Origin of the sequence: Streptomyces yunnanensis (assembly GCF_029011865.1) — a bacterium.
GTDB classification, from domain to species: Bacteria; Actinomycetota; Actinomycetes; order Streptomycetales; family Streptomycetaceae; genus Streptomyces; species Streptomyces yunnanensis.
On record NZ_CP095749.1, the window covers coordinates 2,035,436 to 2,057,692 of the forward strand.

The 22,257-nt window shown below is 72.4% G+C and carries 21 protein-coding genes; 11 read left to right on the top strand and 10 right to left on the bottom strand.

Annotated elements, in window-relative coordinates; translation table 11 throughout:
• Positions 1–21 precede the first annotated feature (21 nt).
• Positions 22–1,164 (bottom strand): acyl-CoA dehydrogenase family protein, encoded by a 1,143-nt coding sequence (locus tag MOV08_RS08945; protein ID WP_275306948.1) that lies wholly within the window; start codon positions 1,162–1,164, stop codon positions 22–24.
• A 405-nt stretch (positions 1,165–1,569) separates the two neighbouring features.
• A complete protein-coding gene (locus MOV08_RS08950) occupies positions 1,570–2,736 on the bottom strand; it encodes a CaiB/BaiF CoA transferase family protein (protein WP_039630862.1) in 1,167 nt (388 codons plus the stop codon).
• A gap of 434 nt (positions 2,737–3,170) precedes the next feature.
• Here MOV08_RS08950 and MOV08_RS08955 point away from each other — a divergent pair, with 434 nt between their 5' ends.
• Complete coding sequence (locus tag MOV08_RS08955; protein ID WP_039630865.1) at positions 3,171–3,905, top strand: MgtC/SapB family protein; 735 nt, start codon at positions 3,171–3,173, stop codon at positions 3,903–3,905.
• A 67-nt stretch (positions 3,906–3,972) separates the two neighbouring features.
• Here the strand turns inward: MOV08_RS08955 and MOV08_RS08960 are convergent, their stop codons facing one another.
• Positions 3,973–5,508, bottom strand: coding sequence for a sialate:H+ symport family MFS transporter (locus MOV08_RS08960; RefSeq protein WP_275311737.1), 1,536 nt, complete (start codon positions 5,506–5,508; stop codon positions 3,973–3,975).
• Between the two features lie 235 nt (positions 5,509–5,743).
• Between MOV08_RS08960 and MOV08_RS08965 the strand changes: the two genes are divergently transcribed.
• Positions 5,744–6,931, top strand: coding sequence for a saccharopine dehydrogenase family protein (locus MOV08_RS08965; RefSeq protein WP_275306949.1), 1,188 nt, complete (start codon positions 5,744–5,746; stop codon positions 6,929–6,931).
• 12 nt (positions 6,932–6,943) lie between these two features.
• Here MOV08_RS08965 and MOV08_RS08970 read toward each other — a convergent pair whose 3' ends face one another.
• Positions 6,944–7,666 carry an endonuclease V gene (locus MOV08_RS08970; RefSeq protein WP_275306950.1) on the bottom strand — a complete coding sequence of 241 codons (723 nt, stop codon included), beginning with the start codon at positions 7,664–7,666 and terminating at the stop codon, positions 6,944–6,946.
• 91 nt (positions 7,667–7,757) lie between these two features.
• Between MOV08_RS08970 and MOV08_RS08975 the strand changes: the two genes are divergently transcribed.
• Positions 7,758–8,057, top strand: a complete 300-nt coding sequence (locus MOV08_RS08975; RefSeq protein WP_039630870.1) for a YciI family protein — start codon at positions 7,758–7,760, stop codon at positions 8,055–8,057.
• A gap of 81 nt (positions 8,058–8,138) precedes the next feature.
• Here MOV08_RS08975 and MOV08_RS08980 read toward each other — a convergent pair whose 3' ends face one another.
• Positions 8,139–9,599, bottom strand: coding sequence for a sugar porter family MFS transporter (locus MOV08_RS08980; RefSeq protein WP_275306951.1), 1,461 nt, complete (start codon positions 9,597–9,599; stop codon positions 8,139–8,141).
• A 361-nt stretch (positions 9,600–9,960) separates the two neighbouring features.
• On the opposite strand from MOV08_RS08980, the gene MOV08_RS08985 reads away from it, so the two are divergent.
• The 3 genes from MOV08_RS08985 to MOV08_RS08995 all read left to right on the top strand — a co-directional run bounded on the left by MOV08_RS08985 (position 9,961) and on the right by MOV08_RS08995 (position 12,949).
• Positions 9,961–10,866, top strand: a complete 906-nt coding sequence (locus tag MOV08_RS08985; RefSeq protein WP_275306952.1) for an SIS domain-containing protein — start codon at positions 9,961–9,963, stop codon at positions 10,864–10,866.
• 137 nt (positions 10,867–11,003) lie between these two features.
• Positions 11,004–11,885, top strand: a complete 882-nt coding sequence (locus MOV08_RS08990) for a class II fructose-bisphosphate aldolase (RefSeq protein ID WP_275306953.1) — start codon at positions 11,004–11,006, stop codon at positions 11,883–11,885.
• A 260-nt stretch (positions 11,886–12,145) separates the two neighbouring features.
• Entirely contained in the window at positions 12,146–12,949 is an 804-nt protein-coding gene (locus MOV08_RS08995) for a DeoR/GlpR family DNA-binding transcription regulator (RefSeq protein WP_039630878.1), read from the top strand.
• A gap of 182 nt (positions 12,950–13,131) precedes the next feature.
• On the opposite strand, the gene MOV08_RS09000 is transcribed toward MOV08_RS08995, so the two are convergent.
• Positions 13,132–13,911 carry an SDR family oxidoreductase gene (locus MOV08_RS09000; RefSeq protein ID WP_275306954.1) on the bottom strand — a complete coding sequence of 260 codons (780 nt, stop codon included), beginning with the start codon at positions 13,909–13,911 and terminating at the stop codon, positions 13,132–13,134.
• A 414-nt stretch (positions 13,912–14,325) separates the two neighbouring features.
• On the opposite strand from MOV08_RS09000, the gene MOV08_RS09005 reads away from it, so the two are divergent.
• Together MOV08_RS09005 and MOV08_RS09010 are read left to right on the top strand one after the other, a co-directional pair.
• Entirely contained in the window at positions 14,326–14,946 is a 621-nt protein-coding gene (locus MOV08_RS09005) for a TetR/AcrR family transcriptional regulator (RefSeq protein ID WP_275306955.1), read from the top strand.
• Between the two features lie 177 nt (positions 14,947–15,123).
• Positions 15,124–15,432 carry a hypothetical protein gene (locus MOV08_RS09010; protein ID WP_039630883.1) on the top strand — a complete coding sequence of 103 codons (309 nt, stop codon included), beginning with the start codon at positions 15,124–15,126 and terminating at the stop codon, positions 15,430–15,432.
• Positions 15,433–15,483: 51 nt separating this feature from the next.
• Here the strand turns inward: MOV08_RS09010 and MOV08_RS09015 are convergent, their stop codons facing one another.
• On the bottom strand, positions 15,484–16,242 hold the full coding sequence (locus MOV08_RS09015) for a TetR/AcrR family transcriptional regulator (RefSeq protein ID WP_275306956.1): 759 nt from the start codon (positions 16,240–16,242) through the stop codon (positions 15,484–15,486).
• A gap of 123 nt (positions 16,243–16,365) precedes the next feature.
• Between MOV08_RS09015 and MOV08_RS09020 the strand changes: the two genes are divergently transcribed.
• Positions 16,366–18,342 (top strand): FUSC family protein, encoded by a 1,977-nt coding sequence (locus tag MOV08_RS09020; protein WP_275311738.1) that lies wholly within the window; start codon positions 16,366–16,368, stop codon positions 18,340–18,342.
• Positions 18,343–18,433: 91 nt separating this feature from the next.
• Positions 18,434–18,940: a MarR family winged helix-turn-helix transcriptional regulator gene (locus MOV08_RS09025; RefSeq protein WP_039630885.1), complete on the top strand. Its 507-nt coding sequence runs from the start codon at positions 18,434–18,436 to the stop codon at positions 18,938–18,940.
• Positions 18,941–18,981: 41 nt separating this feature from the next.
• Here MOV08_RS09025 and MOV08_RS09030 read toward each other — a convergent pair whose 3' ends face one another.
• Both MOV08_RS09030 and MOV08_RS09035 read right to left on the bottom strand, forming a co-directional pair.
• Positions 18,982–19,308 (bottom strand): hypothetical protein, encoded by a 327-nt coding sequence (locus tag MOV08_RS09030; protein WP_039630887.1) that lies wholly within the window; start codon positions 19,306–19,308, stop codon positions 18,982–18,984.
• A 220-nt stretch (positions 19,309–19,528) separates the two neighbouring features.
• Positions 19,529–20,257, bottom strand: a complete 729-nt coding sequence (locus MOV08_RS09035) for a TetR/AcrR family transcriptional regulator (protein WP_275306957.1) — start codon at positions 20,255–20,257, stop codon at positions 19,529–19,531.
• A 137-nt stretch (positions 20,258–20,394) separates the two neighbouring features.
• Between MOV08_RS09035 and MOV08_RS09040 the strand changes: the two genes are divergently transcribed.
• Entirely contained in the window at positions 20,395–20,913 is a 519-nt protein-coding gene (locus MOV08_RS09040; RefSeq protein WP_275306958.1) for a PH domain-containing protein, read from the top strand.
• A gap of 17 nt (positions 20,914–20,930) precedes the next feature.
• Here the strand turns inward: MOV08_RS09040 and MOV08_RS09045 are convergent, their stop codons facing one another.
• A complete protein-coding gene (locus MOV08_RS09045) occupies positions 20,931–22,151 on the bottom strand; it encodes an IS110 family RNA-guided transposase (RefSeq protein WP_052286520.1) in 1,221 nt (406 codons plus the stop codon).
• Between the last annotated feature and the right edge of the window lie 106 nt (positions 22,152–22,257).

Genomic DNA, 22,257 nt, shown 5'->3' on the forward strand with positions numbered 1-22,257 from the left:
GGACGGCACAGTCGGGGAGGGTTAGCCGAGCAGGGAGCGGCCGATGATCTCCTTCATGATCTCGGTCGTCCCTCCGTAGATGGTCTGGATGCGGCCGTCGGTGAAGGCCCGGGCGACGGGGTATTCGGTCATGTAGCCGTATCCGCCGTGGAGTTGGAGGCAGCGGTCGGCCACCCGCTTCTGCAGCTCGGTGGCCCACCACTTGGCCATGGAGGCGTGCACGGCGTCGAGGGTGCCGTCGGAGTGGTCGGCGATGCAGCGGTCGAGGAAGGCTCGGGTGACCGCGCACTCGGTGGCCATCTCGGCTATCTCGAACCGGATGTGCTGGAGCTTGGCGAGCGGCCGGCCGAACGCCTCACGCTCCTTGACATAGCCGGTGGTGATCTCCAGCAGGTGCTCGGCGGCGGCGATCCCGGCGATCGCTATCGCCATCCGCTCCTGGGCGAGATTGGTCATCAGGTGCACGAAGGCACCGTTGAGCTCACCGAGGAGGTTCTCCTTGGGCACCCGTACGTCGTTGAAGAACAGTTCGGCGGTGTCCTGCGACTTCTGGCCGATCTTGTCGAGGTTGCGGCCCCGCTCGAAGCCGGCCATCCCGCGCTCGACGACCAGCAGGCTCAGGCCGTGCGCACCGCCCTCGCGGGTGGTCCTGGCGACGACGATCACGAGGTCGGCGAGGATGCCGTTGGAGATGAAGGTCTTGGAGCCGTTGAGGACCCAGTGGTCGCCGCGGTCCTCGGCGGCGGTGCGGATGCCCTGGAGGTCGGAGCCGGCGCCGGGCTCGGTCATCGCGATGGCGGTGATGGTCTCGCCGGTGCAGAAGCCGGGCAGCCAGCGGCGCTTCTGCTCCTCGGTGGCGAGCGAGGTCAGATAGGGACCGATGATGTCGTTGTGCAGCCCGATGGCGAAGCCCGGGGTGCCGGCGCGGGTGAACTCCTCGGCCAGGACGGCGCTGTAGCGGAAGTCGGTGGCGCCCCCGCCGCCGTATTCCTCGGGCACGGCCAGGCCCAGCAGTCCCTGCCGGCCGGCCGCCCGCCAGGCGTCCCGGCTGACGATGCCGTCCTTCTCCCACTTCTCGTAGTGCGGCGTCACCTCCTTGGCGAGGAAGGTGCGCACCGTCTCACGGAAGGCGTCGTGGTCCTCGGTGAAGATCTGGCGCTTCACTCTGCTGTCCCTTCGGGGATGGTCCTGGGTGGTCGGCGGGGCTGCTCGGGCGGGGGTCCGGGGTCCCCCGGTGGGCGCTTCCTCGTGCCCGGTCCCCTCAGGCCCGGCTCGTGACGGGCTCGCCGAGCGCGGCGGGATCGGGGCCTATGGGCCGGACGTCGAACGTCGTCACGCCGGCCTCCCGGCACACGGCGATCGTCCGCTCGGCCTTCGTCCGAGAGGGCGCCCATGCAGCCGTAGGCGGCGGCGAGGTCGTGGTGGAAGTACTTCCCCCTCGCGCCCATGCCGCCGGCGACGGTCTGCGGCGGCCGAGCGCGGGGGCGCGTCCGGCCCGTCCGAGGGCGGCGGCCCCTTCGGCGGCGCGACGCGGATCGGTCGGGCACCGAAGGGTGGCGGAGAGCTCCATCAGCGGGCCGCCTCCTTCCGCTCGGTGCGGCGCGGGCCGTCGGCCGGTGCGGCGAGGCCGGGCACGCGCCAGTCACGGGCGACCTCTTCGGTGTCCGCTCCGGGCCGGGCGGGAGGTCTGCGGACCGTCCCCGGGGTGGCCGAGAAGCGCGGCGCGGGGGCGGGTTGGGTCAGGCCGGCGTGCTCGGTGAAGGTGCCGCGGGCGGCGAGGTGCGGGTGCGCCGGGGCCTCGCGCAGGGAGAGCACGGGTGCCACGCAGGCGTCGGAGTCCTGGAAGACGGCGGTCCACTCGTCCCGGGTACGGGTCCGGAACCGGGCCGCGATGGCGGTGCGGAGCTGCTCCCAGGCGGCGAGGTCGTCCCGGCCGGGGACCTCGTCCGCGATGCCGAGCAGCCGGATGAACTCGGCGTAGAACCGCTGCTCCAGCGCGCCGACGGCCATGTACCCGCCGTCGGCGGTCTCGTAGGCGCCGTAGAACGGTGTGCCGCCGTCGAGGAGGTTGGCGCCCCGCCGGTCCTGCCAGCCGCCGGCCGCCAGCATGCCGTGGATCATCGCCGTCAGATGGGCCGTGCCGTCGACGATCGCGGCGTCCACCACCTGGCCCGCTCCGCCCTCGGTGCGGGCGTGCTGGAGGGCCGCGAGGACCCCGATAACGAGGTACAGGGAGCCGCCGGCGTAGTCGCCGAGCAGATTGGCGGGGATGGCGGGCGGGCCGTCGGGCGGGCCGATCATGCCGAGGGCGCCGGTGATGGCGATGTAGCCGATGTCGTGCCCGGCGGTGCCGGAGAGCGGGCCTTCCTGCCCCCAGCCGGTCATCCGGCCGTAGACCAGGCGGGGGTTGCGCGCCAGGCAGGGCTCGGGCCCGACGCCCAGCCGTTCGGCCACGCCGGGGCGGTATCCCTCGATCAGGACGTCGGCACGCTCGGCCAGGTCGAGGACCTGCGCCACCCCGGTGGGCTGCTTCAGGTCCACCAGCACCGAGCGCTTGTTGCGGTTGGTGATGTCGGATGCCGGATCGATGCCCAGCCCGGCGCCTCCGGGGCGGTCGACCCGGACGACGTCGGCACCGAGGTCGGCGAGCAGCATGGCCGCGAACGGGCCGGGGCCGATGCCCGCGAGCTCCACCACCCGCACCCCGCTCAGCGGGCCGTTCCCTGACTGCGTCATCGCGCCCCATGCCTTCCGCACTGTGACACTTCTGATGTAACACTCGTGATGTTAAGAACGTGTTCCACTTTCCACAAGCCCCCCTGTGCCAAGTGGCCGTCAAGACAAAAGGCCCGCGCCGGCGATGCTCAACTGCCCTCGCCGTCACGGACCTTCGCGCGCCTGCTGCTGCGCCTAATTCCTGCCGAGCCGGTCGATGAGCCGCTCGGGCGCTATGCAGCGGCGGGGCGCGACCGCGCGCGCCGGTGCCGTCATCGGCCCTGCCGCCTTCGCCATGCCGTCCTCCACGTCCGCTCCCCCGTCCGGCACCGCCCGCGGTGCCTCCGGCGGGCCGCGCACCGCCCGCGCCGCCCATCGCCCTCAACGCTAACCGCGACCACTGACAACGGCCCGCGGAGCGCCGGACACCGGTCCGGCGGAGGGACAATGCCGTCATGTCACACCTCGCCGCCGCATTATTCGACGTCCGCGCCGGCCAAGGGCTGCGGCAGTTCGCCGAGCTGGCCATCGCCCTGCTGCTGTCCTCGCTGATCGGGTTGGAGCGGGAGGCCCGGCAGAAGAGCGCCGGGCTGCGCACCCACACCCTCGTCGGGGTCGGCAGCGCCCTGTTCATGGAAGTGTCGATCCACGGCTTCGGCTCGCTGCTGGGCACGGACGGCGTGGCGCTGGACCCCTCCCGGGTCGCCGCGCAGGTCGTCTCCGGCATCGGCTTCATCGGCGGTGGGCTGATCTTCGTGCGACGGGACGCGGTCCGGGGGCTGACGACGGCCGCGACCATCTGGCTGACCTGCGCCATCGGGATGGCCTGCGGCGGTGGGCTGCCGCTGCTCGCGATCGGCGCCACGGCGGTGCACTTCCTGATCGTGCGCGGCTTCGCGAAGGTCTCGGAGCGGATCGCCTCGGGACCCGCCTTCGACCGGGTCGAACTCCGCCTCGCCTACCAGGCACAACACGGACTGCTGGGACGAATATTGGAGCTGTGCACCGGGAGCGGGTTCCGGGTCACCGACGTCCAGGTGGAGACCGGCCAGGAGGACGGCCACCCGGCGGCCGAGGTGCTGCTCCGTCTGGAGGGCAACGGTTCCGCGCATCCCCTGGTGGAGGCGCTGACGGAACTGGAGGGCGTCCGTGGCGTGGCGCTGGGGCGGCGCACCGACAGTACGGAGTGAACCCGGCCGCGTCCGCGTGCGGCGGCAGCTGCCACCGCCCTCGGACGCCGCGTTCCCCCGCCCCTCGTCACACCGCACCGGGCGACGCCTCTCCACGGGCGGCATCCGGCCCGCCGGCCCCGCCCGCGCCCACGCCGCGCTCGGGACCCGACGTGAGCAGGTCGCCGGACACCTGACGGTCCACCAGCCGCGCCAGCCGCCGCGGGACATCGCCGCCCACCAGGACGACGACCAGGAGCGTCAGCCCGAAGGTGAGGACCGCCAGCGCCCGCCCCAGGGACATCCCCCGGGCGAGCTGCGCCCCGAGGACCGGCGCCACCGCGCCGCCCAGCGCCCCCACGTTGTAGACGAAGCCCAGCGACGCGGCGCGGGCCCCGGTCGGAAAGTGCCCCGCGATGTACTTGGGCAGGATCCCGGAGATGCCCTGCCCCAACGCCAGCAGCATGAAGATCAGCACCCCCAGCCCCACCAGACTCCCGCGCACCGCGAACACCGGGAAGACGAACGCCAGCGAGGCCAGCAGGGTGTACGCGTAGGCGCGCCGGGTCCCGAGCAGGTCGCCGGTGAACCCGGCCAGCCAGCAGCCGGCCATGGTGCCGAACCCCGCGAAGAACATCACGTCGCCGACCTGCGCGGGCGTGTATCCCAGATCGGACTTGAGGTAGGTGGGCAGCAGCGCCTGCACCGGCCAGCTGTAGAGGAAGGCGCAGAACACCGTCACCATCAGGGAGACGTACAGCAACCAGCCGCGACGTCCGCCCAGTTGTGCGGCGAAGGCCACCAGGCACAGCACTGCGACCGTGGCCGACCAGGGCACGAACCCCGCGCCGAGCGGGGTGAAGGCGCAGAACAGCGCGGCCGAGGCGACCGCCGCCAGCACGACGTTGGCCTGGCGCCGCAGACCGCCGGTGAACAACGGCCGGAACAGACTTGGGCGTTCCGGGCGCCGCGCCCCGGGTCCTGCCCCGGCGGCGCCGATCTCGGTGTGCCAGTCCCCCGCCTCCGGCAGCGAGCGGCGCATCCACAGGGCGACGAGGACGGGCAGCACCCCGATCCAGAACATCCAGCGCCAGCCCCACGTGGGCACCACCCAGGCATAGAGCTGGGCCGCGAGGACCGTACCTCCCGCATAGCCGGAGATCAGGAATCCGGAGGCCCGGTTGCGCAGTCGGGTCGGCCAGCTCTCCAGGACGTAGGTCACGCTGGTGCTGTACTCCCCCGCCATGCCCACCCCGATCACCAGGCGGGCGACGAACAGGCTGGTGTAGTCCCAGGCGAACCCGCAGGCGAAGGTGGCGAGCGAGTAGAGGACGATGCTGGCGATCATGGCCGTTCGCCGGCCGTGACGGTCGCCGAGCGACCCCAGGAGCGCGCCGCCCAGCCAGCGGGTGATGAAGGCGGCGGAGACGAGGGAGGCGGCGGTCGCGGTGTCCAGGCGGAAGTCGTCGGCGATCTCGGTCAGCACGAGCGTGATCAGCACGAAGTCGAAGCCGTCCAGGAGGTAGCCGAGCCAGGCGGCGGACACCGCTTTCCACTGGTGCGGGGCGACCTCGTGGTACCAGGGGCGGCGCGGCGGCCGGTCGGGGATCTGCGCGGGGTGCATCATCGCGGGAACCGCCTTCCTCCAGCAGCGACCCGGCCCACCCGTCACACCTACCCGGTCAAACCGGACATCGGACGTCCCCTCTCCCGCACGAATCTGGACCCGCTCCCCCTCCGCGTCAAGACGGGACGCACCAGGCCGCGCCCGGGGGCCGGCAACCACGCCGCCCCACCCGTTCGTTGACGTACGTTCGACAACTCCCTAAGGTCCGGACCCCGGACCAGAGAGGACGCAGATGCCACGGCAGGACACCCCAGGGCGGGACCACGACCTCGTCCTGTACGGAGCGACCGGATTCGCCGGCGCGCTCACCGCGGAGTACCTGGCCCGGCACGCCCCCGAGGGCTGCCGCTGGGCACTCGCCGGACGCAGCACCGCCAAACTGGAGCGGCTGCGCGACCGGCTGACGGCCGTCAACCCGGCCTGCGCGGACCTCCCGCTGCTCCGGGCCGACAGCGCCGACCCGGATTCGCTGCGCGCCCTCGCCGCCGGCACCCGGGTGCTGGCCACCACCGTCGGGCCCTATCTGATGCACGGTGAGCCGCTGGTCGCGGCCTGCGCGGCGGCCGGCACCGACTACCTGGACCTCACCGGCGAGGCGGAGTTCGTCGACCGGATGTACCTGCGGCACGACGCCACCGCCCGCGCCTCCGGGGCCCGTCTCGTCCACGCCTGCGGCTTCGACTCCGTCCCGTACGACCTCGGCGTGCACTACACGGTGGGGCTGCTCCCCAAGGACGTGCCCGTGCGCATCGACGGCTTCGTGCGGACCAACGGCCAGTTCTCCGGCGGGACCCTGGCCTCGGCGCTGACCGCGGCCTCCCGCCCGGCCGCCATGGCCCGCGCCGCCCGGGCCCGCCATCGAGCCGAACCGCGGCCCACCGGCCGTTCCGTGCGCGCGCCGTTCGGCCCGCCCGTCCACAGCCGCGAGACCCGTACCTGGGGCGTCCCCCTGCCCACCCTGGACCCGCAGATCGTCGCCCGCTCCGCCGCCGCCCTCGACCACTACGGTCCCGACTTCCGGTACCGCCACTACGCGGGGGTGCGCCGGCTGCCGACGGTGGTGGCCGGCGTGGTGGGCGCGGGGGCGCTGTCCGTGCTCGCCCAGGTACCGCCCGTCCGACGTTGGTTGTCGGGCCGGCTCCAACCGGGCGACGGGCCGAGCCAGGAGCGGCGGGCGCGGAGTTGGTTCAAGGTGCGGTTCGTGGCCTCGGGCGGCGAGGTGCACCTGGTCACCGAGGTCGCGGGCGGCGACCCCGGCTACGACGAGACCGCCAAGATGCTCGCCGAGGCGGCGCTCAGCCTGGCCTTCGACGACCTCCCCGAGACCGCGGGCCAGGTGACGACGGCCGTGGCCATGGGGGACGCGCTGATCCGGCGCCTTCGGGACGCCGGGATCACGTTCCGGGTGGTCAGCCGGTAGCCGAGGCGGCGGTCAGACGTTCGCCAGGGCCTTGCGGCACAGCGAGTCGGCGGCCCGGGTCGTCTCCGGAAGGCGGTATCTGGCCGCCAGTTGGAGCGTGTGCGCACAGGCCCGGTCGAGGTCGACCCGGTGGCCCACCGACACGAAGACGGGTTTGACGCCCCGTTGGGTGCGCAGGGCACGTCCCACCTCTTCGGGCTCACCGCCCGCCACCTGGTCGTCCCACAGCGGCGAGGTGGCGCCGCGCTCCGGCCCCGGCGCCTGGTAGGAGAAGGTGAAGGGGGTCTTGGCGACCCCGATGGTGGGCAGTCCGGTCAGCACCCCGAGGTGACTGGCGAGGCCGAAGCGCCGCGGATGGGCGAGCCCGTAGCCGTCGCAGACCACCAGGTCGGGAATACGGGCCAGCCGGTCCAGCGCGTCCAGGACTGTGGGAATCTCCCGGAAGGCGAGCAGCCCGGGGATGTAGGGGAAGGGGACCGGGCCGACGGCGGTGGCCTCGTCGACGACCGCGAGGGTGCGGGCGTCCAGGGCGACGGCGGCCGCGGCGACCACGTCCCGCTCGTCGTCGTAGGCGACGTCCACGCCGACCACGGTGCCCTCGAAGCCCGGTTCCGGGCCGGCCTCGTCGAGTCGTACGTGGGCGCGCAGCCGGTCCTGGACCGCGCGGGCCCCGGCCTCGTCCGCGGGCCAGTGCCGCAGTTCGTCAGCGCGGGAGATGATTCCGGAAGTGTCCATGGTGCCCGCAACGCTACCGAACCGCCGACCGGGTGCGACGGCCGCGTACCGGCCCCGGCCGACCGCCACCCCCCTCCTCTATATTGCAGCCATGTTCATCTTGGAGCTGACCTACACCGCGCCGCTCGACCGGGTCGACGCCGCCCTCTCGGACCACGTGGCGTGGCTGGAGCAGGGGTACACCGCCGGGCACTTCATCGCCTCCGGCCGGAAGGACCCGCGCGACGGAGGCGTGATCATCGCCGCCGGGATCGACCGGGCGACCGCCGAGAAGCTCACGGCCGAGGACCCGTTCGTCCGCGAGGGGGTCTGCGAGTACCGGATCACCGAGTTCGTGGCGACGAAGACCGCACCGGCCCTGGCGGAATACCGGGAGCAACTCCCCTCCTGAACCCCTCGCACCTCTTGAACTCCTCGCACCGTGGCCCGGCCCGCCGGACGTATCCGGTGGGCCGGGCTTCGTGTGGGTGCATCAGGAGGGTGAGGCCGGGGACGCGGCCGAACCGCCGAGCGGTCCGGCGCCGACCGGGCCGGGCTCGGGTGCGGTGGGCCAGCGACCGCCGTTGCTCCAGTAGTCCTGGATCTCCTCCAGTTGACGGCCCTTGGTCTCGGGAGCGGTGACGGCGGCGAACGCCAGGGCGCAGAGCGCGAGCACGCCCAGGCCCGCGAAGGTCGCGGCGGCACCGGCCTTGGCCATCAGCGACGGGAAGAACTGGGCGATCACGAGATTGGCGACCAGGTCGGCGGTGAGCATCACCGATGCCCCCGTGGAGCGCAGCTGGGCCGGGAACGCCTCGCTCGCATAGACCCAGATCAGCGATCCGAAGCCGAAGTTGAAGGCGGCGGTGAACAGGAGGATCGCGGCGAAGCCCACCCAGGTGGTGGCGCCGTGCAGTTTTCCCGCACTGAAGACGACGGTCAGCACCGCGAGCATCACCGCCATCGTGCCGATCCCGGTGAGCAGCACCACCCGGCGGCCGAGGCGATCGATGATGAGGATGGCCAGCACGGCGGCGACCAGCGAGGCGAGTTCGACGAAGGACGGCAGCAGGAAATTCTGGCCGTTGCCGGTGAACCCCATCTCCTCGAAGATCTGCGGGCTGTAGTACGTCACGGCGTTGATGCCGGTGATCTGGCAGAAGAATCCGAGGCCGACCACGAAGACCGCGGCGCGGGCATACGGCTTGCGCAACAGTGAGCGCACCGAGCCGCCGCTCTCCTCGGTCAGTGCGGCGCGCACCGCGGCGACCTCGGCGTGCGGGTCGGCGTCCGGGTCGGTCGCCGCCATGACCTCGACGGCCCGTTCGGTACGTCCCTTGAGGACGTACCAGCGGGGGGTGTCCGGCAGTCGCAGCAGCGGGATCACGACAAGGGCCGCGGGGATCGCCGAGAGGCCGAGCATCCAGCGCCAGTGACCGCCGCCGGACAGGCCCCAGTTGACGAAGTACGTGAGGACGATGCCCACGACGGTGGCCACCTGGTAGGCGGCGACGGAGGCACCGCGGATACGGGCCGGGGTCGATTCTGCGACATAGAGCGGTGCCGCCACGATCGAGATGCCGATGGCGACACCCAGCAGGAAGCGGACCGCGTCGAGCACTTCGACGTTGGGGGCGACCGCGGACAGCGCGACGAAGACCGCGTACGAGCAGGCGACGATCAGCATCGCGGCCCTGCGGCCCAGCGCGTCGGCGAGTTTGCCGCCGATCAGCGCGCCCAGGATCGATCCGAACACCAGGATGCTGTTGACCAGCCCCTTCTCGGTCTCGGTGAGGTCGAAGTCCTTGCTGAGGAAGACCAGGGCGCCGGAGATGCTGCCGGTGTCGTAGCCGTAGATGACGCCGACGACGGCGCCGGTGAGGGCGAACAGCCGGCCGGTGCGGCGTGGCATCGGCGGCGACGGGCGCGGTGCGGAGAGCGGGGCAGTGGACATGGGGAGTCCTTTGTGCGACGGAGCGTCATTGCTGCGTAACGGCATGGCGGGCACCTGGGCGCCGCGCCCTCAGCCATGACCGGACCCGTGCCCGCATGACTGATCTTGCGAATATCAGGCACCTTTCACACAGATGTCAACAGCCACCTACCCGTTTTTCGCTTCACTCCACGTCCACTTCACGCCATGCCGCTCCCCCACCTGGCGCGGTAGCGCCACGCACCCCGTCTACCGCGATCACTCGCACGAGGGATGGAACGAGTGCACGAAGATGCGTAAAGTCGCCTCTAGCGAAGCAGAAAGTTGCAGTCGGACTGCAATCGATCAGCAACCATCGATCACGCACCACGGGAGGGTGTCCATGAGCGGGACGTCGTACATGGAGCAGGAGCTGCGCAGCCAGCCGGAGACCTGGCGGGAGGCCGCGCGGATCGGCGCCGCCGACGGGCCGCTGCCCAAGGCCGGTCAGCGCGTGGCCGTCGTCGGCTGCGGCACGTCGTGGTTCATGGCGCAGTCCTACGCGGCCCTGCGCGAGGGCGCGGGGCTGGGCGTGACGGACCCCTTCCCGGCCTCGGAGGCGTTCCTCGGCGACGGCCGCGGCTATGACGCGGTACTGGCGATCACCCGCTCGGGAACGACGACCGAGGTGCTGCGGGTGCTGGAGGCGGTCAAGGGGCGGATCCCCACGGTGACGGTGCTCGGCGATCCCGAGACCCCGGCGGTCGAGCTGTCCGACGAGACGGTCGTGCTGCCGTTCGCCGACGAGCGGTCGGTGGTGCAGACCCGCTTCGCGACCACGGCACTGACGCTGCTGCGCGCGCACCTGGGAGAGGACGTCGCCCGGGCGGTCGGCGACGCCGAGGAGGCACTGGCGACGCCGATCGAGCAGGAGTGGGTGGACGCCGAACAGTTCGCGTTCCTCGGCAGCGGCTGGACGTACGGCCTGGCCAATGAGGCGGCGCTCAAGATGCGGGAGGCGTCGCAGAGTTGGACGGAGTCCTACCCCGCGATGGAGTACCGCCACGGCCCGATCTCGATAGCCGCTCCCGGCCGGGTGACCTGGCTCTTCGGCCGGGCACCGGAGGGACTGGAGGCGGAGGTGACCCGGACCGGAGCGCGCTTCGTCTCCCATGCCCGGGATCCGCTGGCCGACCTGGTGCTGGTGCAGCGCGTCGCCCTGGAGCGGGCCCGCGCCCGGGGCCTGGACCCGGACAACCCCCGCAGCCTGACCCGCTCGGTGATGCTCCAGGAACCCGCCACGTCCTAGCCACGGACCCCGGCCCCGCGGACCCGCGCCCCCTCCTCATCCCGCCGTTCGCCATTCACCGATCACCGATCACCGTTCGCCAATCGCTATTCACCGATCGCCGTCAACTCACCCCTTCCACAAGGGAGTCAGGACACATGCCCCTCGTCCCCACCGCGTCGATCGTCGATGCCGCGCGCGAAGCGCGGGTCGGCGCCGCGGCCTTCAACGTCATCCATCTGGAAACCGCCGAGGCGCTGGTCGCCGCCGCCGAGCGCACCGGCATCCCACTGATCCTGCAGATCAGCGAGAACTGCATCCGCTATCACGGCAGCCTGCTCCCCCTCACCAGGGCCACGCTCGCCCTCGCCGAGGGGTCCACGGCCCAGATCGCGGTCCACCTCGACCACATCACCGACGCGGAGCTGGTCCACCAGGGCATCGGCGCCGGGGTGGGCTCGGTCATGGTGGACGCCTCCGCCCTCCCCTACGAGCAGAACGTCGCCACCACGGCCGAGCTCACCGCCTGGTGCCATGAGCGCGGCGCCTACGTCGAGGCGGAACTCGGCGAGGTCGGCGGGAAGGACGGTGTCCATGCGCCGGGAGCGCGTACGGATCCCACGGAAGCCCTGGCCTTCGTCCGGGCCACGAGAGTGGACGCCCTCGCCGTCGCCGTCGGCTCCTCCCACGCGATGCGCGAGCGCACCGCCGAGTTGGACAAGGAGCTGATCGCGGCGCTGCGCACGACGCTGCCTGTGCCGCTGGTCCTGCACGGCTCCTCCGGGGTGCCGGACGACGAGCTCCGTCGGGCCATCGCCGCGGGTATGACGAAGATCAACATCTCTACCCATCTGGTCTCCGTCTTCACCGGCTCGATACGGCGGACGCTGGATGCAGACCCGGCGCTGGTCGACTCCCGGAAGTACCTCAAGCCGGCCCGGGAAGCGGTGGCCCAGGAAGCCGCCCGACTGCTGGAGGTCCTGAACACCCCGGTGACCGTCCCCGACCTACGGACCGCGGAGGCGACAGTGCGGGGCTGAGCCCCGGCCATCCGCCGGCCGGGCGCCCCACCGCTCGCCGCCTTGGCCGGACGCCCCGGTTGGCCAGCGGGCCGGCCCCGGCTCCGGGCCCGCACGACGTATGAGGGGAGCGCGCGGAGACCAGGAAGTGGAGGTGAGCGGAGGGGCGGAAGTGCGCGGGTGGACCTGAGCGGAGGGAGGTGAGCGAGCACGGGTGGAGGTGGGCGAGTGGGCCCGGGCCGGGGAGCACTGCCTGCGGGAAAACGAATTAGGCTCGCGCCATGAAGCGCCATGAACGAATGAACGCACTGCTCGAGCTGCTCGGGGATCGGGGCCGGGTGGATGTCGAGGAGGCGGCGGCCGAGCTGGAGGTCTCGGCCGCCACGATGCGGCGCGACATGGATGCCCTCGCCGAGCAGCAGTTGCTGGTCCGCACCCGGGGCGGGGCGGTGCTGAGCTCGGTGGCCTACGACCTTCCCATCCGGTACAAGCAGGGACACCGTTCGACGGAGAAGGAGGCGGTGGCGAAGGCGGCCGCGCGGCTGGTGGAGCGCGGGGACGTGGTCGGGCTCAGCGGCGGGACGACGACCACGGCGATCGCGCGGGTGCTCGCCACCCGGACGGACTTCGCCGAGGCGGGTCCGCAACCGGACCTCACCATCGTCACCAACTCGCTGAACATCGCCAATGAGCTGGCCGTCCGGCCGCAGATCAAGATCGTGCTCACGGGCGGTGTGGCGCACTCCCGTTCCTATGAACTGGTGGGTCCGTTCAGCGAGTTGGTGCTCCAGCAGATCTCCATCGACATCGCGTTCATCGGGGCCAACGGCGTGGATCCGGTGATGGGGGCCACGGTGCACGACGAAGCGGAGGCCCGGATCAACCGGCTCATGGCCGAGCGCGCCCGGCGGGCCGTGGTGGTCGCGGACTCGTCGAAGATCGGTGAGCGGTGCTTCGCCAGGGTCGGTGACGCGGATGTCTTCGACACCCTCATCACCGACGCTGCGGTGGCGGAGGAGACCCGCAGGGAGTTCACGGAGCGCGGGCTGAAGGTGGTGGCGGCCCGCCCGTCCGGGAACGACTGACCGCGGCGTGCCGGCAGCCGTCGGGCGCCGCCGGCCGCCGGCGCGTCACCGGACCGGGTCACCATCACCAGATCGCGCCATCAGGCCGGGACACCAGGCCCGGCCACCAGGTCGCGCCGTCGGGCCTGCGCCACCACGCAGCTTCATCAGACCGCTCCACCAGACCGCCGCACCAGACCGCCTCACCAGGCCGTGTCGCCGCGGAGGGTGGCGTCGGCGCCGCCGTCGGCGAAGAGGATCTGGCCGGTGACGTGGGTGTTGTCCGGGGAGGCGAGCCAGGCGAGGAGGGGGGCGATCTGCTCGGGGCGGGCATGGCCGTGCAGCGGCATCGGCACGCTGGCGTCCACGACCTCGCGCATCGCCGCGTCACCGAGCAGCGGTGCGGTCATCGGCGTGACGACCGTGCCGGGAGCGACGGCGTTGAGCGGGATGCCGGCGCCCGCCCAGTCGTCGGTGATGGCGGTGCGGCGCAGCCAGCGGGCGATGGCGTGCTTGGAGGAGCCGTAGACGGTGTGGCCCTCGCCCCGGTCGATGGCGGCCTGGGCGGCGGCGACGGCCGCGTCCTCGTCACCGGCCAGTGCGGCATCGACGATGGCCGGGTCCGGCGGGTGGACGGCGGCGACGGAGGAGACGAGGACGGCGCGGGGATCACTGCCCGCGGCGAGCAGGGGGCGCAGTCCTTCAAGGGTGGCGACCGCGCCGAAATAGTTGACCTGGAGGGTGAGGGGGCGGAAGTGGGCGAGTCCGGCACAGGCGATCACGGCGTCCAGCCGTCCGTCGGTCAACTCGTGGGCACGCTCGGTCAGTTCGGCGCGACCGGCGGGGGTGGCGAGATCGGCCGTGATCTCGGCGCCCTGGAGATCGGCGCCGAGCACGGTGTGGCCGTCGTCGCGGAGCCGGGCCGCGGTGGCCCGACCTATGCCGGAGGCGGCGCCGGTGAGGAGGTAGGTGCGGCGAGGCATGGGCGGCTCCTTCGGTCCCTCATGCACGGACCGTCAAAAGCGGTCCGTCGTGTGCGGACGTTCACCTTCGGGCTCCCACCTTCGGACCGTCGCCTTCGAACTCCCCACCCTCGGACGTTGGCCGTCGGGCTCTCGCCGTCGGGCCCTGGCGTTCGGACTCGCGGCGGTGGACTCGCGTCTTCGAGCCCGCTCCCTCGGGGGTGTGGGCGTCGGGCTCGTGCGGGCGGGCGGGACGTCGTGCGGGCGGAGGGTGCGGACGGACGGGCGGGGTGCGGCAGGTGGAGCGGGAGCGGAAGCGGGGCCAACATATCTTTTTTGGCATGACGCGCCAAGGGGCTTGTTCGTGACAATATGTGGAGCCGGGCAGCGGGTCGGAGCAAGCGGCCATGGGGAGCGGGCGGGACGGAGGGACGGATGACGACAGTGCGGGGCAGACCCTCGTTGACGGAGCGGCGGCGGCAGGAGACCCGGATGGAGATCGCCGAGACCGCGGCCGCCCTCTTCTCCGAGCGCGGGTACGAGGCGACGACCGTCGAGGACATCGCGTCGGCGGCGGGCATTTCACTGCGCACCTTCTACCGCTACTGCGCGGCCAAGGAGGACGCGCTCACGCCGGTGCTGACCTCCAGCGTGGGGGTGCTCGTCGAGCAGCTCACCGGCCGGCCCGTGGACGAGCCGCTGACCAGCGCGGTACGGGCCGCGTTCGACGCCCCGGCGTCGGCGCGGCGGCTGGCCGACCCGGACAAGGCCCGGCGGCTGATCCGCGTCATGAGCAGCGTGCCGGCGATCCGGACACGATGGCTGGCCGCGGGGCGCGACATGCAGGACCAGCTGGTCCCGGTGCTCGCGGCGCGCACCGGGGCCACCGAGCACAGCATGGAAGTCCGGCTGCTGGCCTGCGCGTTGATCGATGCGCTCTCGGTCGCCATGGAGCACTGGGCATGGCAGGACGAACCCGGCGATATGGCAGAACTCACACGACGGGCCCTGGCCTATCTACGGGTGGACGAGCTCCAGGCAGCGGCTCGGGGCTGAAATCCAGGGGGCGGGTGTGGAGAATGGGGCGGGGCCGAGCAAGGCCCGCAAGCAACGACAGCCGCGCGGCGAGGGTCGCGAAGAAGACCGCGGGCGCGCTGGGGCGGGGCGATCGACCGGTCGCCGGACGAGGACCGGTCGACGGACCGCCACCGCGCCGTGAACGGGGGAAAACAGATGCGGAAGATCATGTCGATAGCGGTGGCGGGCGCGGTGGCGGGCGCCTCGTTGACGCTGGCCACGGCGACGCAGGCGGCGGCCGACCAGGTGCCGCGGTGCGTGAAGGTGCGCGAGTTCTTCAGCCAGGGCGGGCAGCGGTACGTCCGGCTGACGAACCTGTGCGCCCAGCGGCCGGCCTGCTACACCATCGTCATCCCGCACCAGGCGGATCCGCAGGGCCGGCTCCCCAAGGGCGCGACGAAGGACGTGCGGTACGGCACGACCGCCGGGCCGCGGGCCCTGTACGTCAAGAACGTGGCCTGCTGACGGGCGTCGCTCGCGGATCCACGGGGCGTGCGGCAGGCGTCCCGTCCGGCGTCAGGACGGGAGTGCGATGCCGTCCAGCACCATGGCCAGGTATTGGCGGGCGATCTCCTCGGGGCTGTGCCGGCCCTCCGGTCGGTACCAGCTCGCGGCGACCCAGACCGTGTCGCGGAGGAAGCGGTAGGCCAGCCGGAGGTCGAGGTCGGCGCGGAAGACGCCCTCGGCCACGCCGCGCTCCAGCGTGCCGAGCCAGGCCCGCTCGAACTTCCGCCGGGATTCGGTGAGATAGCCGAAGCGCGGCTGGGTGGCGAGGTACCGGGCCTCCTTCTGGTAGATCGCGACCGCGGCACGGTGCCGGTCGATCTCCCGGAAGGACTCGGTGACCAGCGCCTCGATGGTCTCCCGCGGCCCCAGGCCCGCCTCCAGCACCGCGTCGTAACCCGCCCACAGCTCGTCCAGGAACGCCGCGAGGATCTCGTCGACCATCGATTCCTTGGAATCGAAGTGGTAGTAGAGGCTGCCCGCCAGCATCCCGGCCGCGTCCGCGATCTGCCGGACCGTGGTCGCGTTGTAGCCCTGCGCGGCGAACACCTCCGCCGCGGTGTCCAGGAGTTCACGCCGGCGGTCCGGCGAAGCGGGGGCGGTGGTCGGCTCCACCTTCCCCGCACTCTTGGGGCTCGTCGCGCGCCCCGCGCTGCGTGCGCCCGGTGCGCTCTTCGCACCCTTGGTGGTCGCGGGGCCCTTGGTGTCTTTGGCGTTCTTGGCGGTTGGCACGTGGACATTGTCGCGTGCCGGCGGGGTGATCCGACCCATAAACTTTATGAGTAAAACACCTGCTAAAGTTTTTGCATGGGGAAGCACGCCAAGCACGTCAGGTCCACGGGGCGGTCGAAGGCACAGCGGACGACCGCCGGGGCGCCGGGCGGGGCGACCGCGGTGCGGTTCCGGCCGCTGCCGGTCCGGAGCACGGTGCGGCTGCGGCGGCCCGTCGACATCTGGCACAAGCCGGCGCTGAGCGCCGTGGTGGCCCTGGGCGTCCCCGATCTGGTGCTGCTCGGGCTGGGGCGACTCGACCTGGTCCTCTACACCTCCGCCGGCGCGATGTGCGCCCTGTACGCGCACGGCCTGCCGTATGCGGCGCGGGCCAGGACGCTGCCGTGGGTGGTGCTTGGGATGGTGGCCAGCCTGGCCGTCGCGCTGACCGCGGCGTCGCTGGTGACCTCGGCCGCGGTGCTGGTGGTGCTGGCCTCACTGCTCGCCGCGGTGCACAAGATGGTGTGCGATGCGGCGCGGATCGGGCCGCCGGGAAATCTGATCCTGACGTTCATCGCGGCCTCGGCGTTCTTCGTGCCGCAGCGGCCGGCGGAGGTGCTGCCGCACACCGGACTGGCCCTGGCCACCGGAGCGTTCGCCTGGTTGGTGTGCATGGCGCCGGCCCTGGTGCGGCCGCGGGGGCCGGAGCGGATCGCGACCGCGCGGGCCCTGGAGGCCGCCGCCGGACTGCTGCGGGCACGGGCGGTAGCCGGCGCCGCGCCACCGGCCGGGGGTGCGGAACCGGCCCGGGTGACGGAGCCGGCCGGGGTGGCGCATGCCCGGCACGCCACCGCGGCGGCGGTGAACGCCGCCTGGCACGCGCTGTTCCTGGTCCCGGCCCGTACGCCGGAGGCCGCGGCGGCACGGGCGGGGCTGGAGCGACTGCTGGTGCGGGCGGAGTCGGCACTCGGCGGTGTCCCGCGGGATGCGACGGCGGAGGCCGATCAGCTCGGCGGTTGGGCGCGGGAGCTGCGGACCGGGCGCCCCCTGCCCGAGGTGGCGCCGACCACTGCGGAGGCCGAGGAACTGGCCGGGGTGGCATGGGAGTTCGGAGTGGCGCGGGAGCCGGGCCTGGCCCTGCGAGCCGGCGGCGGGGAGCCCCGGCCCCGTACGGCCGGCGGGCGCCGTGCCGGTCGGTCGGCCGTGGACCCGAGCGGGCTGCGGCGTCCGGCACCGGGACGGCCGCGGGGTGTACGGGCGGTGGTGGGACGGCTCCGGCCCGGTTCGCCGCTGTTGCCCATCGGGGCGCGGGTCGCGGTCGGCTGCGTCCTGGCGGGCTGGGTCTCGATGGCGGTGGGGGTCGGGCATCCCTACTGGGCCGTGGTGACCGCGGCGTCGATCTACCAGGCCAACACCACGCTCTCCTGGCAGCGGGCCTTCCAGCGCACCCTCGGGAACCTCCTGGGGCTGGCGCTGTTCACCGCGCTGCTGCCGGTGTTCCGCACCGGGCACCTCGCGATGATCGTGCTGGCGCTGGCGTTCCAGCTCGGCGCGGAGGCCATGATCAGCCGGAACTACTGGCTCGGTTCGGTGTGGGTGACCCCGATGGCGCTGCTGCTGACCGAGTTCGGCCGGCCGCTGGCGGCCGGCACGCTGATCGCCGACCGCTGGCTGGACACCGTGGTGGGTGCGGCGGTCGGGCTGGTCTGCTGCGTACTGGTCACCAACCGGCGGGCGTCCGATCAGATCGATCGGGCCCTGGAACGGGTCGCGGAGGCCGAGGCCGCGGCGACCCGGCTGCTGGCGGACGGGCCGGCGGCGCCGTCCGGGTCGGCCGGGGAGCACACCGGAGCGCACACGACGGGCGGGCAGCGCGCCGACGCGGACGGGCCGGGCGCAGCGCGCGAGGGCACGCTCGGGACGGACGGAGCAGACCGGCCGGACGGGGCCGACGGGACTGGTTGGGCGCGCGAGGCCGGTTGGGCGCGTGAGGCGCTCGCTGGGGCCCTGGTCGAGCTGCGGGAAGCCGTCGAGGTGGCGGCGGGTGAGTGGTGGCAGCGGGCGCTCCCCGAGGAGCGGATCGCCCGCGCCGAGCAACAGGGGCACCGCACGCTGGCGGTCCTGGTACGGCGGCTGGCGGCGCCCGCACTGGCCGCCTGACGTGCCCCTCGGAACGGCCCTGGGCAGGCACAATGAGGTCGTGGGCGACCGGGATGCCGGCCGGCCGGACGGGGCCGAGAGGAGAGTGCGGGTGACCGAGGACATCGTCGCGGGGGTGCTGCGCCAGTGGCAGCAGGTGCACCCCGGGCTGGACACCGGCCCGATGGCGGTGATCGGGCGGCTCAACCGCTGTTCCGCGCTGCTCCAGCAGGCCGCCGACGCGCCGCTGCGACGAGCGGGGCTGACCCGGCCCGAGTTCGACATCCTGGGCACCCTGCGCCGGATGGACCGCGAGCTGACCCCCGGCCGGGTGGCGCGGGAGACCTTCGCCTCAGGGGCGGCGGTCACCAAGCGCGTCCGACAGCTGGAGGAGCGCGGGCTGATCAGCCGCCGGCCGGACGACCGGGACCGCCGGGTCGCCCACCTCTCGCTCACGGAGGAGGGGCGGGCGACCATCGACCGGGTGCTGCCCGAGCAACTGCGCTACGAGGCGGCACTGTTGGAGGGCATCGGCGAACAGCGGCAGGAGGAACTGTCCGTGGCGCTGGGCGAGTTGCTGGTGGTGCTGGAGGGGCGGCTGGCGAGCCTGTTGGACTGAATCGGCTCACCCCGCTGCCCCTCCCGCCGGGGAACAGCGCGTCATTCCACCGGGAACGGCTCGTCGCTCCAGCGGAACCACGCCGCGTCGTCCTCGATGTGCAACAGGAACTCCGCCACCGGGCCGTCCGGCGCGATCAGCCGGACGCCGTCGCTGGCGCGGGCGTAGGCGTCCTCCCAGGCGGCCAGGTCGTCGTCGACGGTGTCGATGAGCGCCAGCTCGCGGACGAAGTGCGGCCGCAGTTCGGCGAAGGCCGGGCCGGGGGTGAAGCGGCCGTTCAACCAGGGGAAGTCCGCCTCCGTGACGGTGATCTCGCCGACCACGTCGGCTCCCCGTTCCACCCGCCAGGTCTCCCCGATGTACGGCATTGCCGCCTCCCCTTGGTCATGCTGGTGACGCGCGGAAGCGCCCGCCGGGGGGGTGGCGGGGCAGGTCCTGCGCGACGGTCGGACGACAGGATGGCAGACCCCGCGAGCGGGCCGAGCACGATGGCGGGAAAGCGCGGAAAGGCGGCCGAGGGGCCCATACCGACCAACTGGGCCGCGCGTCAGACCCGATCGGCAGCGGAGCCCTGCCGCTCCACCGCCCTCACTCGGCGTCGCCGCCGACACCACGACCGGCACCGACACCACGACCGACGCCGACACCACCATCCACGCCGGTACCGCCGTCAGCGTCGACGGCGCTTCCGCTCCCCGCGCCGCCCCCGGTGCCGCCCCGCGCCCCGAACAGGTTGTCCAGCTGCCGGTCCAGCACGGCCAGCGCCTGCTCCGGGCCGTGGACGCCCAGCAGGACGTAGGAGGCCAGGCCGTCGGCGAGGGCGATCAGCAGCATGGCCTCGTCCTCGGTGGCGCGCTCGGGCGGGATGTCGCCGTGCTCGGCGGCCAGCCTCAGCTGGTCGACGAAGAAGTCGCGGAGCTTGGGGATACCGTCCCGGGCCTCCGCCCCCAGGGCGGGGTCGTGGACCGCACGGGAGTAGTAGGCGGCGGCGACCAGCAGGGCGGCGCGGCTCTCCGCGTCCAGGGGCAGCATCCCGGCGCAGCAGGCCCGGAGCACCGTACGCGGCGTGGGGGCCTCCTCCAGGGCACGGATGCGCTCCCCGATGCGTTCGGTGGCCTTGCGGTTGATGTACCTGAGAGCGAAGAGCAGCAACTCGTCCTTGTTGCGGAAGTAGTGCTGGATCCGGCCGAGCGAGATGCCGGCCTCGGCGGCGACATCGCGCAGGCTGACCCCGTCCACGCCCCGGGTGTTCGCGAGCCGCCAGAGCGCCGCGGAGATCTCCTGGCGTCTGGCTTCGTGATCCACCTTCTTGGGCACGGGCGACCCCTTTCTTCCGCACTGCCTGTTTCTTCCGCACTGCCTGCTCTTTGCCACCGGCCGACTTTTACAAGTCGCCCGTACCGTTATAACGTACCGCCACACAATACGTTTGACTTGGAAAACGGTGACTCCTCATGCCCGAGCACGCCGCACCGCTCCTCCGCCCGCCGCGCCACCGCGTCGATCCCCGCGCCCGCGCCTGGTGGCGGCTCCAGGCACTGCTCACGCTCAGCGGCCCGATGCTGCTGACCGCGCTGGTCCTGGCGGCGCTGTCGCTCCTGTTCTTCCCGGGGGCACTGCCGTGGCTGGGGCCGCTGCTGCTGGTCGTCCTGGTCCTGCCCGCGATCGGCTACCTCGTGGCCATGCCCCGGATGCGGTACGCGGTGCACGCCTGGGAGCTGGGCGAGCGCGCGGTCTACGCGGCGGGCGGCTGGTTCTGGCAGAAGCGGCGGATCGCGCCGCTGTCCCGGGTGCAGACGGTGGACACCGTGCGCGGGCCGATCCAGCGGCGGTACGGACTGGCGACGGTGACCGTGACCACCGCCTCGACCGCCGGCGACATCAAGATCGCCGGCCTGTCGGACGCGGACGCCGATGAGCTGTCCCGGCGGATCGGCGAGGTCGCCCAGGACGTGCCGGGGGATGCCGCATGAGTTTCCTGAGTCAACCTCTATGCCGCGACGGGTGTGTCGGCACTCGTGTTGATCTTCCCGTTGGCTTGGTGAGTGGCGGGGTCGTAGCAGGCTCCGTCGCGCCAGCAGGCCCAGATCACGCGGAGCCAGGCGCGGGCCAGGATGCGGATGGCGTGGGGGTGTCGCTTCTTGCGGGTCCTGGCGTCGGTGTAGATCTTCGCAGCCCAGTCGCTGCCGTGTCTGCTGTTGTCGGCGAACGTCGTGACGGCCAGGCGTGCGCGGCGGTTGGTCGCGTAGCGGAAGGCGACGGTGCGGGACTTGCCGGAGGCTTTCGTGACCGGGACGACTCCGGCTTCGGCGATGAACTGCTCGCAGGTCTGGGAGCGTTCGAGGATCGGGCCGAGTTCGCCGATGATCTGGGCGAGGTTGATTTTGCCGATCCGCGGCATGGTCGCGAACAGCGGTGCGTAGGGGTGGGCCTTGACGGCCTCGGTGATGGCCTTGTCCAGCGCGCGGAGGGTGGCACGGGTGCCCTGGACGAGCTGGACCTGGATGCGGATGAGCTGTTCGACGGCGGCCGGGCTGAGCCGGGACGCAGCCGAGGGTGCCGAACGCAGACGCTCGATGAGGAAGCTGCCGGGCTTGTTGCCGGAGTAGCCATGGCGTTTGCACCAGGCTTGAAGCCGTCCGGCGGTGAGCTTGGAGGCGGCGGCCGGGGTGGGGTAACGCTCCAGGAAGGCCAGGGCGATGTCGCTGTCGAGTTCGTAGAAGACGGCCTTTCCGCCGGGCCAGTGGGCGTCCAGCGACGCGGCGAGCTGGTTGACGGCGGCGACCTTGGCCTCGATGTGGTCGGCGCGCTGGCGGGTGAGCGCCTGCAGGTCCAGCGTGGCCTGGTCGGTGGGCTCCAGGCGGGGCAGGAAGTGCCCGTCGGTGCGCAGGTAGTCGGCGAGTTTCATGCTGTCGCCCGCGTCCGTCTTGGCCTTGGCGGCACCCCAGCGCGGCCGCATCGCGTGGAAGGCGTTCGGGTGCACCGGCACCACCGGGTGACCGGCGGCCAGCAGCCGGTCGACGACCAGGCCGCGGGTGGTCTCGATGGCCACCGGAAGATCCGCCGGAGCCCCGTATCGGGCCAGGCGGGCCAGCGTCTTGGTGATGCCTTCCTCGGTGTGTGCCAGTTCCCACCGGTCCACGCGGGCGCCGAGGTGGTCCATGACGGTCACGTCGTGGGTCTCGGTCGCCCAGTCCCATCCGATGAACACGAAAGAAGTACTCCAGTGTCGTGCGCGGAGCACCTGCTCGGTGGTGAGGACGTCTGCCGGGAGCTCATTAATCGGCCCTCTGCGGGGCGTGTCCCTGAAGCCGATC